Here is a 12585-nt window from a genome sequence, read left to right on the forward strand (position 1 = left end):
CGCTCCACAGATCGCCCGCTGCGCGTTCGGACCCGGACGATTCCGGGGTCGGATGGACCCGTGCTCCGTTCTGCCGTACCGGTCCTCGCGCCGGCCCCTCTCTCGAGCGATCCCGATCTCCTGCATGAGACCGAGTCGCTGACTCTTCCCGCGGCGTGGATGCGTCCCGCTCGGCCGCCGCTGCCGATCGTCGCGTCGATCGTGCCCCTCATCGGCGCGGTGGTGCTCTACCTCGTGACAGGGTCGATGTTCACCCTGCTGTTCGCCGCCCTCGGGCCTCTCATCGCCGGCGCCACCATGCTCGACGCTGCGCGCGGCGCCCGACGAGACCGCCGCCGTGCGCAGATCGACGCGGCGGCGGCGCGCGAGCGGGTGTCTGCCGAGGTGACGCGCCGCCACGACGCCGAACGCCGGCGCCGGTGGGCGCGACACCCCGATGTCCGGTCGTTCGCCGCGCGCGACGACGAGATCTGGCGAAGCGTCCCCGGGCGAGGCGAAGCGCTCGTGATCGGGACCGGCGAGGCGGCGAGCGCGATTCGCATCACCGGCGGCGAGGGTGATCCGGACGCCGCGTCCCTGCGCAGTCGGGCCGCCCGGCTGACCGGTGCACCGGTCGTCGTGCCGGCGACGGACGGCGTCGCGATCACCGGGCCCGCCGTGGTCGCCGCGGCGGTGCAGCGAGCACTCGTGGTCCAGCTGTGCCTCGCCTACCCGCCCGGCGAGCTGCGCGTCGTCGGCCCGCTGCCCGACGACCGCGCGTGGGCCGAGCACCTGCCGCACCGACGCGCGGCGTCGGGGCTGCGCCTGGCGCTGCTGGGCCCGGGTGAGACGGTGCCGCCGGAGGCCGACATCCTGCTCGTGCGCGAAGAAGGCGGCGCGCCGCACCCTCCGCGCTGCGCGGTCTCGATCGCCGTCTTGTCGCTCGAGGAGGCCCGCGTGGACTACGCGGGCGACGTGTTCCACGTCGACCTCGAGGCGCTCGGATCCGAGCAGGCGGCGAGCATCGCGGACGACCTGCGCGTCCGCGCCGAGCGCAGCCTCGGCATCCCGTCGCGTCCGGACCTCCCGATCGCGCTGGCGGAGCTTCTCGCCGACGCACCGGCGGGGCGCGGTGGCGCACTTCCGGCGCTGATCGGACGCCAGGGCGTCGAGCCGGCTGTCGTCGACCTCGTCGCCGACGGGCCGCACGCCGTGGTCGCGGGGGTGACCGGGTCGGGCAAGAGCGAACTGCTCATCTCGTGGATCCTCGCGCTGTGCGCGACCCGCTCGACGCGCGAGGTCAGCTTCCTCCTCGCGGACTTCAAGGGCGGCACCGCGTTCGACGGCCTCGCGCAGGTGCCGCATGTCACCGGTGTGATCACGGACCTCGACGGCGCCGGCGCGCGCCGGGCGATCGAGAGCCTGCGCGCGGAGGTTCGCTGGCGCGAATCCGCCATCGCCGGCGTCGGTGCCCGCGACATCCTCGATCCGCGCGTCGACCTGCCGCGACTGGTGGTGGTCGTCGACGAGTTCGCGGCACTTCTCGGCGACCACCCCGAACTGCACGCGGTCTTCTCCGACGTCGCCGCCCGCGGCCGGGCGCTCGGCATCCATCTCATTCTCGGCACCCAGCGGGCCGCAGGGGTGATCCGTGAGAGTCTGCTCGCGAACTGTCCGCTGCGAATCAGTCTTCGGGTGACGGACGCGTCCGACAGCCGCGCCCTGATCGGATCCGATGAGGCGGCGAACCTCCCCGGCGATGCGAGCGGCCGGGGTCTCGCCCTGCTGCGACGGGGCGGCGATGGCGCACCGCGGCTCGTGCGCATAGCCCTCTCGGATGCCGCGGACGTCGACGCGGTCATCGCGAGTGCCGACGGCCCGCGGCCGCGACGACCGTGGCTGCCTGCGCTGCCGAGCCGCATCTCGCTCGATGAGCTGCGGTCGTCCGGCGACGAGAAGGGGCTGTTCGTGCTGGGCCTCGCGGACGAACCCGACCGGCAGCGGCAGCGGCCGGCCGGGGTGCGGATCGAGGATCGCGGGCTGCTGGTGATCGGCGGACCGGGCTCCGGCAAGTCGACGGCGCTCGCCGCGATCGCGGCACAGGCGCCTGCGGCGGTCGTGCGGATTCCGTCGACCTCCGAAGAGGCGTGGGATGCCGTGGCCGACCTGGTCGACCGTCCGCCCGCGCCAGGCAGCGTGGTCCTGATCGACGACCTCGACACCATCTCTGCGCGCTTCCCGCACGATCACGCCCGCGAAGTCATGGAGCGGCTCGAGCGCCTGCTGCGCGGGGCGGGGGAGTCGCGGATCCTCGTCGTTGCCGCGGCGCAGCGGGTGACGGGAGCCGCTGCGCGGCTCGCCGACCTGCTGCCGCGACGCGTCCTGCTGCCGATGCCGTCCCGTGCCGATCACCTGGCGGCGGGCGGCGACCCGGTGCAGTTCTCGCCGGACGCGCCGCCCGGACGCGGCAGGTTCGACGGCGTGTCGATCCAGGTCGCGCACGTCTCGCGCACCCCCGCGGGCACACCGATCACGGCTGCCTTGTGGTGGCCGCGCGCCCGGCTGACGGGCTTCGCGGCACGGCGTTCCCCCGCCGCACGCGCGGCGCTCTCATCGTGGGAGGAGCGCGGCATCCGTATCGCGACGATCGATGCGTACGTCACAGACCCTGGAATGAGCGCCGAAGGGCAGCTCGTCCTCACGGGCGAGCCGGATGATTGGCAGCGGCACTGGCGCGTGCTGGCGGAAGTCCGCTCCGATCACGATCTCGTGGTGGACGGTTCGTGCGGCGCGGAGCTTCGCCTCCTGACGGGCTCTCGCTCGCTCGCGCCGTACTGCGAGCCCGGGCGCGGGAGGGCATGGCTCGTCTCCGCGGGCGCGGAGCCCGTACGGATCGTCCTTCCCGGCCCACAGGCACCCACAGGCCGTCGCGCAGGGGTGTCTTGACCGGCTGTGGCGATCGCCATACCTTCGCTGTGTGGCTACATCCCCGATAGACCTGGAACGACCCGAAGGAAAAGGTCTCGCCGCCGGCACGCTCGGACTGTGGGGTTCGACAGTCATCGGGCTCGCCTCGACCGCACCGGTGTATTCGCTCGTCGCGACCCTCGGATTCGTCGTGATCGCGGTGGGCGCGCAGGCGCCGATTGCATTCGTGATCGCGTTCGTCCCGATGCTGTTCATCGCCTTCGCGTATCGAGAGCTCAACAACGAGATCCCCGACTGCGGCACCACCTTCACCTGGGGCACCAAGGCCTTCGGCCCCTGGGTGGGCTGGATGGGCGGCTGGGGCGTCGCCGTCGCCGGCATGGTCGTCCTCGCGAACCTCGCGCAGGTGGCATCCATCTACTTCTGGAACCTGTTCGGCGTGGAGTTCGATCAGAACAACGACTGGCGCGTCATCCTCGTCGGCGTGATCTTCATCGCGGCCATGACCTGGGTCTCGTGGCGCGGTGTCGAGATCGGCGAGCGCATCCAGAACATCCTGCTCGGCATCCAGTACCTCGCGCTCGCCGTCTTCTTCGTCGCGGCACTCTGGCAGTTCTTCGCCGGCACGGCCCCCGACCCGACGCCGTTCGACTGGTCGTGGTTCAACCCGTTCGCGTTCGGTGACTGGAACGCGTTCGTCGAGGCGATCCTGCTCGCCCTCTTCATCTACTGGGGCTGGGACACGTGCCTCGCCCTCAACGAGGAGACGAAGGATCCGAAGCGCATCCCCGGACGTGCGGCACTGCTGACCACCGTCATCCTCCTCGTCACGTACGTCGGCGTGACTGTCGCGGCGATGATGTACGCGGGCCTCGGCACCGAGGGCACCGGCCTCGGCAATGAGGCGAACGCCGACGACTTCTTCCTGGCGATCAAGGACGGCCTGCTCGGACCCGTCGGGTGGCTGCTCGTGGTCGCGGTGATGATCTCGGCGATCTCGTCGACCCAGACGACGATCCTGCCGACGGCCCGCGGAACCCTCGCGATGGCGGCGTACAAGGCGCTGCCCAGGAGGTTCGCCAGCGTCCACCCGCAGTACAAGACCCCCTCGTTCTCGACGCTCGTCATGGGTGTCGTCGCCATCGTGTATTACGTGGCGTTCACGTTGATCAACGACAACATCCTGCAGGACTCGATCCTGTCGCTCGGCCTCGCGATCGCGTTCTACTACGCGATCACGGGGTACGCGTGCGTCTGGTACTACCGCCGTGAACTTTTCGCGTCGACGAGGAACTTCTTCTACAAGTTCCTGCTCCCGCTGCTCGGCGCGTTGATGCTGACCTACGCATTCGTGCAGTCGGCGATCGACATGTGGAGTGTCGACTACGGGTACTCGGTCCTGCTCGGCGTCGGCGGGTCCTTCGTGATGGGCGTCGGCGCCCTGGCGTTCGGCGTGCTGCTGATGTTCCTCTGGTTCGTGTTCCCACGTTCGAAGGCCTTCTTCCGAGGCGAGAGCCTGAACCGGGAGACGCCCGTGCTCGTCCCCGAAGACCCCGCGGACTACCTGCGCTCCGTCGACGGCGGGCTCGCCTGACGAAAGCCGGCGTTCGCGGCGCGCGGTCTCCGCGACCGCGGTGCCGGTGTCGCGGGTCTCGCACGGACCCCGTTACCGCGGGTTCGGCGCGGTAATGGTCCGTTGGGGCGCAGGAGATCCGCCCCAACGGACAGGGCGCGCCCCAAACCCGGGTCGCGGTCACGCCGGTGGAGCCGGCGCCCCCGTGTGGCCCGCGTCACGGCGAGGACCGGTGGGGTCGATGGCGCCGGCGTCGCCCGGGATACTCCGGGTTCGGGGCGGTATCGGTCCGGTGGGGCGCACGAGATCCGCCCCACCGGACAGGATGCGCCCCGAACCCGCGTCACGGCCCGACCGGTGGGGTCGATGGCGCCGGCGTCGCCCGGACCCCGTTACCGCAGGGTTTGGGGCGGTATTTGTCCGTCGGGGCGCAGGAGATCCGCCCCACCGGACAGGATGCGCCCCAAACCGGCGCCCGGGCGGGGTCAGTCAGACGATGGCGTCGGCGAGGGGAGCGAGGTCCATGCCATGGGCGGTGGCGACCCCGGCATTGACGACCTGCCCGGCGTGGGTGTTGAGACCGGCAGCGAGCGCGGCATCCGCTCGTAGCGCGTCCTTCCAGCCGCGCCGGGCGATCTGACGGATGTAGGGGAGCGTGGCGTTCGTGAGCGCCGAGGTCGACGTGTTCGGCACGGCGCCGGGCATGTTCGCGACGCAGTAGAACACGCTGCCGTGCACCATGAATGTGGGATCGGCGTGGGTGGTCGGCCGGGTGTCCTCGAAGCAGCCGCCCTGGTCCACGGCGATGTCGACGAGCACGCTCCCTGGCCGCATCCGCGAGACCATGTCGTTGGTGACAAGCTTCGGCGCCTTCGCGCCGGGGATCAGCACCGACCCGATCACCAGATCGGAGTCCACCACCGCGCGGTCCAGGTCGAAGGGGTTGGATGCCGCGGTCTTCACGCGCCCCTGGAAGTGATCGTCCAGGTACCGAAGCCGCTGCACGTTCGTGTCGAAGACAGTGACGTCCGCGCCGAGGCCGACGGCGATCACCGCGGCGTTCGCCCCGGCGACGCCGCCGCCGATGACGGTCACTCGTGCCGACCGCGTGCCGGGCACGCCCGACATCAGCAGCCCGAGCCCGCCGGCCGAGCGCATCAGCGTTGCGGCACCGACAGTCGGTGCGAGGCGCCCCGCCACTTCCGACATGGGCGCGAGGAGCGGCAGCCCCCCGCCGGCGAGCTGCACCGTCTCGTACGCGATCGCGGTCACCCTGTCGGCGACGAGCCGGTCGGTGAGGGGACGGTCCGCGGCCAGGTGCAAGTATGTGAAGAGGACCAGATCGTCGCGGAAGTACCCGTACTCGCTCGCGATGGGCTCCTTGACTTTGAGCAGCAGCTCGGCGCGGCCCCACACGTCGGCGGGATCGTCGAGGAGCGTCGCCCCGGCGGACTCGTACTCGGCGTCCGGCATGGAAGAGCCGAGGCCCGCGCCGCGCTGCACGAACACCTCATGCCCGGAGGCGACCAGGTCGTGCACGCCCGCGGGCGTGAGTGCTACGCGGTACTCGTTGTTCTTGACTTCGGTGGGGACGCTGATCCTCATCGTGGGATCCTTTCCGCTCCGCCATTGGAGCGCTCGCGCTCGTTGTGGGAGCGCCTCTAAAACGCGGGGCGGATCGCCCCGACATCCTGCCCGCCGCCGGAGACCGCCAGGGGAAGCTTCGCCATCGCATCGGACACTTCCGATGCGGAGAGTGCGCCCGCCCGCTCGAGCAGCCGCAGCGCCACGGCGGTGGCCGCGCGACCGCTGCCGTCGAGCATCTTGAGGGCGACGGTGGTGCCGTCTGGGGCGACCATCACCATGACGCCCTCGGCTCCGCCCTTCGCGAAGACTCCGAGCCGTTCGATCACGATCGTGTCGGGCCGGCCGGGTCCGTCGATCGTCCACGGGTTCGCGCGCACCGCCTGCACGAGGACGCCCGCGCTCCGATGCAGCGCGAACGGCGACGTGGTCGACGAGTTGCCGATGCGGTGCACCGCGCGCGCCAGTCCGAACAGGGTCGTGGCGAACACCGGCGCGCCGCATCCATCGACCGCCGTCGCAGCGACCTTCTCACCGATGAGGCGCTCGACGACCTCGCGGATGTGGAGCTGGAGCGGATGCTCGGGCTCGAGGTAGCCGGAGACACCCCAGCCGTTCGTCACGCAGGTGAGCAGCATCGCGGCGTGCTTGCCGGAGCAGTTCATGCGGATGCGCGACGGCTCGGTCCCCTGGCGCACCAGCTCGTCGCGAGTCGCCGTGTCGCCCGGCCAGGCCGGCGGGCACGCCAGCGCGTCGTCGCCGAGGGCGGCCGAATCGAGGATGTCGCGCACCACCGCGACGTGCCGATCGGTGCCGGAGTGGCTCGCCGTGGCGAGACCCAGCCGCTCGCCGTCGAGCGGCGCCCCCGCCGCGAGGCAGGCGAGCGCCTGCAGCGGCTTGAGGCTCGAACGCGGCAGCACCACGGATGTCGGATCCCCCAGCTGCGTGGCCACGGTGCCGTCGGCGGCGAGGACGATCGCGATGCCGGTGTGGCGCGACTCCACGAAACCGCTCCGCTCGACGACGGCGAGCTCGACGGCGTCGGCTGCGGCGAAAGTCTGCGGCACGTCCGCCAGCCTACCCGCCGGGACGGCGGCATCCGCGTGACAGACTGTTGCGCATGTTCGGTGAGCATCGATACTCCGTCCGGACCACCTGGACGGGAGACCGCGGCACCGGCACCTCCGGCTACCGCGACTACGACCGGTCGGCGACGATCGGGATCGACGGAAAGCCGGCGCTCGCCGCATCCGCCGACAAGCCCTTCCGCGGCGACCCCTCGCGGTGGAACCCGGAGGATCTGCTGCTGGCCGCCCTGAGCCAGTGCCACCTGCTGTCGTACCTGCACGCGTGCGTGACGGCGGGCGTCGTGGTCGTCGCGTACGAGGACGACGCAGCCGGGGTCATGGTCGAAGACGGCCGCGGCGGAGGGGCGTTCCGCGAGGTCGTGCTGCGCCCCCGCGTGACGGTCGCCGACGAGTCGATGGTGGATGCCGCGACCGCGGCCCACGCGCAGGCGCACCGGTGGTGCTTCATCGCGAACTCGGTGAACTTCCCCGTCCGTCATGAGCCGGCGGTCGAGATCGCGGGGGGCTGACGTGGTCTCGCGGCGCCAGCGGGTCAGCGGCGCTCGTGGGGCAGGACCTGCCTGATCCGCTCGATGGGAGTGTGCGCGGGGACTTCGTTGTACGCGTTCGCGAGCACCTGGCCCGAGAGCGCATGGATGGCGGACATGATGTCGTCCGTCGCGAGACGGCGGGCCTTGCCCGAGTCCGCCGGGCCGTGGTGCGAGAGGTCGAGGGGGTCGCCGAACTTCACCGTGACGCGGTGCCGGAGCGATGGCAGCTTGGCGCCGACCGGCATCACCTTGTCGGTGCCGATGAGCCCCACCGGAACGACCGGAGCGCCGGTCTGCAAGGCGAGGAACGCCACCCCCGTGCGGCCCTTGTAGAGGCGGCCGTCCAGTGACCGCGTGCCTTCGGGATACAGAGCGACCGCGCTGCCCTGCTCGAGCAGGACCCGCTGCTGGTCGAGTGCGTCCAGAGCCGCCTGACCTGCACCGCGCTGCACCGGGACGGCGCCGATCGCGGTGAAGAACTCGCGGGAGGCCCATCCGGAGAGCCCGCTGCCCTCGAAGTAGCTGGCCTTCGCGAGGAAGTGCACCGGCCGCGGTGCCACCACAGGGATCGCGATCGAGTCGAGGAACGACAGGTGGTTGCTCGCGAAGATCACCGGCCCGTTCTTCGGCACACGCGAGCGTCCCTCGATGTGCGGGCGGTACACGAGCCGCGCCAACGGCGTCAGGATGAATCGGCCGAGGAAGTACGTCGCACCCATGACGCGCGCCTCCGGCTCGACCTCACTCGCCGCGACGTCATCCCCTGGCGCAGCCGCATTCGTCGGCTCGGGTGCGTCCTCGGATGTCACCCGTCGAGGGTACTCCCGATTCCATTCCGGTATCGGCATGCCGGCTCTCAGCCGAGACAGAGGAAACATGGGGGAGACTGGACCTCTCCCCTTCCCTTTCGTCAAGAGGTCCTTCCGTGCGCATTCGCCCGCTCGCTGCTCTTTCCGTCGCCGCCTTGTCCGCGCTGCTGCTCGCAGGCTGCTCGGGATCCGGATCCGGGGCCAGCCCATCGCCGAGTGCGACCGGCTCCGCTGCGTCCGCCATCTGCGCGTCGGCCGCGCCGTCCGGATCGATCTCCAAGGGCGTCAAAGTGACCGGTGATCCGGGCAAGGTAGCGAAGGTCACCTTCACGGCACCCCTCGACATCAAGAGCGCAGAGCGGACCGTCGTCGTCGAGGGAAAGGGCGACCCGATCGAAACGGGCGACATCGTCAACTACGCCGCGTCGATCTACGACGCGTCGACCGGAAAGCTGATCCAGTCCGGCGGCTACGATTCGGCGATCCCCCCCGTCGCGGTCACCGTGGGCTCAGGCGCTGACCAGTTCTTCGGCTGCGCCACGCAGGGCTCGAGAATCGTCATGGCGGTCCCTGCCAGCGAGCAGGCCGCAGCCACCGTGTGGGTGCTCGATGTCCTCGGCACCACACCGGTTGCGGCGTGGGGCGACCCGCAGAAGCCGGTCGCCGGCATGCCGACTGTCAAACTCGACGCCGACAGCTCTCCGACGGTCACCCTCCCGAAGGGCGACATGCCGACCGAGTTCAAGAAGGCCACGCTCAAGAAGGGCGACGGTCCCGTCGTCGCCGCAGGCGACACGGTGCTCGTGCAGTACCACGGCGTCTCATGGAACACCGGCAAGGTCTTCGACGAGAGCTGGGGCAAGCAGCCGCTCAGCTTCACCGTCGGCACCGGAGTGGTGCAGGGCTTCTCGGATGCTGTGACCGGCGAGACCGTGGGCTCGCAGGTGATCGCGGTGCTCCCGCCGTCCGCCGCCTACGGCGAGGGCGAGATCACCGACGCCGATCTGAAAGGCCAGACGCTCGTCTTCGTCGTCGACATCCTCGCTGCCCAGCCGCCTGCCGCCAAGTAGCCGGCGTCCCCGGCCTCGGCGTGGGTCCGGTGACAGGATCAGGGTCGACGAGACGCGTCTCGCTAGGCTGGTGCGATGCGACGCGTCCTGATCCTAGGCTCCACAGGATCGATCGGCACCCAGGCGCTCGACGTCATCCGCAGCAATCCCGACCGGTTCGAGGTGGTCGGCCTGTCAGCCGGATCGAACCGCGCGCTGCTCGGGGCGCAGGCGGCTGAGTTCGGGGTCGAGGCCACCGCACTCGGCGCCGATGAGGCTGAGCAGCTGGTGAGGGATGTCGAGGCAGATGTCGTGCTCAACGGCATCACCGGGTCCGTGGGGCTCGGTCCCACGCTCGCCGCGCTGGAGGCCGGCCGGGTCCTGGCACTGGCGAACAAGGAGTCGCTCATCGTCGGCGGCGACCTGGTGACGGCGCGCGCACAGCCGGGCCAGATCGTACCGGTCGATTCCGAGCACTCGGCGATCGCGCAGGCGCTGCGATCCGGGGAGCACGCCGAAGTCCGGCGGCTGGTGCTGACGGCATCCGGCGGGCCGTTCCGCGGGCGGACGCGCGCGTCGCTCGCCGACGTGACGCCGGCCGAAGCGCTCGCGCATCCCACCTGGGACATGGGCCGCGTCGTCACAACGAACTCCGCGACACTGGTGAACAAGGGCCTCGAGGTGATCGAGGCTCATCTGCTGTTCGGCGTGCCATACAGCGATATCGACGTCGTGGTGCACCCGCAGTCGATCGTCCACTCGATGGTCGAGTTCGTCGACGGCTCGACGATCGCGCAGGCATCGCCGCCCGACATGCGGCTGCCGATCTCGCTCGGGCTGGACTGGCCTCACCGAGTGGCGGGGGTGGGCAGGCCGCTCGACTGGACGGTGGTCTCCTCGTGGACCTTCGAGCCCCTGGACATCTCCGCGTTCCCCGCGGTGCGGCTGGCCAAGCACGTCGGGCGGGCCGGCGGCACGTATCCCGCCGTCTTCAACGCGGCCAACGAGCAGGCGGTCGACGCGTTCCACGAGGGGCGGCTCTCATTCCTCGGCATCGTCGACACCGTCGAGCGGATCGTGGACGCGCACGAGGCTCCGACCGAGCTCACCCGTGAGACGCTCGCCGACGCCGAGCGGTGGGCGAGGGATGCCGCCGACCGCGCGATCGCGGCATCCGCTCGCTGAGCTTGCTGAGGCGTCCGGAGCGTTTCGTCTCGCTGCGATCGCTCAGCGCCCGGTGGTTCCGTCGCCCCGGTGGCTGGGTCTCGCTGCGCTCGCTCAGCGACCGGGGGTCCTGGCGCCGCGGTGGTTCTGATCAGGCGTCGGGCGGGTACGGGACGGGCCAGTGCGGGTCCGGGACCGGCCAGCCTGCGGCCTTCACCGCGCGACGGGCGAGCTCCCGCGCGGAGTACGGCGTGCGCACGCCGCGGATGTCCCGGTAGTCCTGGTGACCGGGCCCGGCCCACAGGATGGCATCGCCGTCGCCGACGAGCGCGACCGCCTCGACGATCGCCCGCTCGGGCGGGGAGTATTCGCGGATGTCGGCATCCGGTCGCGCTCTTCTCGCACCCTCGATGAGAGTCGCCCTGATCGACTCGGGATCCTCGAAGCGCGGGTGGTGATCCGTGATGACCAGGATGTCGCTGCCCTCGACACCGGCTCGGCCCATGTCATGCCGCTTGGTCGCGTCGCGGTCGCCGTCGGCGCCGAAGAGCATCAGCACCTTGCCGGGCGTGACATGGCGCACTGCGGCGAGCGTCTTCTCGAAGGCGTCGGGGGAGTGGCCGAAGTCGACGTAGACCGCTGGGCCCCGCGCGCCCGACACCAGCTCGGTGCGCCCCGGAAGGTAGGCGTCGATGCGCTTGCCGTCGAGCGCGGCGACCAGACGGTCCCACGCGTAGCCCGCCTCGAGGATCATCACGATGGCAAGCCCCGCGTTCGCCGCCATGTGGCGACCGATGACCGGCACCACCGCGGTGAGCGTGCGGCCGTCCCGCGCCGCGAGGCGGAACTCGGTTCCGGTCTGGCGCTCTTCGAGGATCTCGACGACCCAGTCCGCCGCACCTGCGCGCGCGGGGTCCGCGGCGATGGCGGGGGTGCGGATCGTCACGGTCGGCACCTCGCTGCGGACGACGACCTCCGCGCCCGCGACCGAGTCCAGGCACACGACGGCGCGGCGCGAGCGGTCCGGGCGGAACAGCGGCAGCTTCGCCTCGAAGTACTCGCGCATGTCGGCGTAGTCGTCGAGATGGTCGTGGGACAGGTTGGTGAACCCCGCGACGTCGAACACGAGGCCGTCGACCCGGCGGCGGCTCAGGGCCTGGGCGCTGACCTCGACGGCGACCGCTTCGACGCCGCGCTCGCGCATGAGCGCAAGGAGTGCGTGCATCTCATAGGCCTCGGGGGTCGTCAGTCGCGACACGATCACCTGCCCGGCGATGTGACGCTCGGCGGTGGAGGACAGACCCGTGACCACGCCGAGCTGGCCGAGGATCCCTTCGAGCAGGTGGGAGACACTCGTCTTGCCGTTGGTCCCGGTGGGCGCGAACAGGATCGGCAGCCGGTCGTCCCGCCCGGTTCCGTAGACCCACGCCGACAGATCGCCGAGGATGCCGCGCGGGTCGTCGACGACGACCACCGGCAGGCCGCTCTCGGCAGCGCGGTCGGCGCCGGCGGCATCCGTCACGACCGCGACCGCACCTTTCTGAGCGGCGGCCGCGGCGAACTCGGCGCCATGGCGGTTCGCGCCGCGGACGGCGACGAACACGTCTCCCGGCCGCAGGTCGGCGGTCGCGAGCGTCAGCCCGGTCAGGGTCACCCCGCCGGTCTCGCCGCGGACGTCGATGCCGAATCGCGCGGCGAGATCGTCGAGCGTGTGGGCGGGGGGCGCGTCCGGGCGGAGCACGGGGGGCAGGTTCGAGGGCGCGTCTGTGGGCATGGCGCATCCATCTTCTCATTCGCACGCCTGCCCATCGGTGCGTGCGCGCCGCGGTGCGCGTCGCTCAGGTCACGGCGAACTCAAAGGCCGGGGCGGGTACCGTAACG

9 protein-coding genes are annotated in these 12585 nt (G+C 71.1%); 5 read left to right on the forward strand and 4 right to left on the reverse strand.

Annotated features, from left to right (window positions below):
- Positions 1-60 precede the first annotated feature (60 nt).
- The gene (locus tag ABD212_RS03230; RefSeq protein ID WP_344091133.1) at positions 61-2925 is read left to right on the forward strand and encodes an FtsK/SpoIIIE domain-containing protein; all 2865 of its coding nucleotides are present in this window, start codon (positions 61-63) and stop codon (positions 2923-2925) included.
- Positions 2926-2956: 31 nt separating this feature from the next.
- Positions 2957-4501 carry an APC family permease gene (locus ABD212_RS03235; RefSeq protein ID WP_344091135.1) on the forward strand — a complete coding sequence of 515 codons (1545 nt, stop codon included), beginning with the start codon at positions 2957-2959 and terminating at the stop codon, positions 4499-4501.
- Between the two features lie 468 nt (positions 4502-4969).
- Here ABD212_RS03235 and ald read toward each other — a convergent pair whose 3' ends face one another.
- Both ald and ABD212_RS03245 read right to left on the reverse strand, forming a co-directional pair.
- Positions 4970-6085, reverse strand: a complete 1116-nt coding sequence (gene ald / locus ABD212_RS03240; protein WP_344091137.1) for an alanine dehydrogenase — start codon at positions 6083-6085, stop codon at positions 4970-4972.
- Between the two features lie 56 nt (positions 6086-6141).
- Positions 6142-7131 (reverse strand): asparaginase, encoded by a 990-nt coding sequence (locus tag ABD212_RS03245; protein WP_344091140.1) that lies wholly within the window; start codon positions 7129-7131, stop codon positions 6142-6144.
- A gap of 53 nt (positions 7132-7184) precedes the next feature.
- Here ABD212_RS03245 and ABD212_RS03250 point away from each other — a divergent pair, with 53 nt between their 5' ends.
- Positions 7185-7661: an OsmC family protein gene (locus ABD212_RS03250; RefSeq protein ID WP_344091142.1), complete on the forward strand. Its 477-nt coding sequence runs from the start codon at positions 7185-7187 to the stop codon at positions 7659-7661.
- Positions 7662-7684: 23 nt separating this feature from the next.
- On the opposite strand, the gene ABD212_RS03255 is transcribed toward ABD212_RS03250, so the two are convergent.
- Positions 7685-8401, reverse strand: a complete 717-nt coding sequence (locus ABD212_RS03255; RefSeq protein WP_344092403.1) for a lysophospholipid acyltransferase family protein — start codon at positions 8399-8401, stop codon at positions 7685-7687.
- Between the two features lie 380 nt (positions 8402-8781).
- Between ABD212_RS03255 and ABD212_RS03260 the strand changes: the two genes are divergently transcribed.
- Positions 8782-9561 carry an FKBP-type peptidyl-prolyl cis-trans isomerase gene (locus tag ABD212_RS03260; protein ID WP_344091144.1) on the forward strand — a complete coding sequence of 260 codons (780 nt, stop codon included), beginning with the start codon at positions 8782-8784 and terminating at the stop codon, positions 9559-9561.
- A 75-nt stretch (positions 9562-9636) separates the two neighbouring features.
- Positions 9637-10725, forward strand: a complete 1089-nt coding sequence (gene dxr, locus ABD212_RS03265) for a 1-deoxy-D-xylulose-5-phosphate reductoisomerase (protein ID WP_344091146.1) — start codon at positions 9637-9639, stop codon at positions 10723-10725.
- A gap of 130 nt (positions 10726-10855) precedes the next feature.
- On the opposite strand, the gene ABD212_RS03270 is transcribed toward dxr, so the two are convergent.
- The gene (locus ABD212_RS03270; protein WP_344091148.1) at positions 10856-12478 is read right to left on the reverse strand and encodes a Mur ligase family protein; all 1623 of its coding nucleotides are present in this window, start codon (positions 12476-12478) and stop codon (positions 10856-10858) included.
- Positions 12479-12585 lie beyond the last annotated feature (107 nt).

The organism is Microbacterium deminutum (genome assembly GCF_039530205.1).
In the GTDB taxonomy this organism is placed as follows: domain Bacteria; phylum Actinomycetota; class Actinomycetes; order Actinomycetales; family Microbacteriaceae; genus Microbacterium; species Microbacterium deminutum.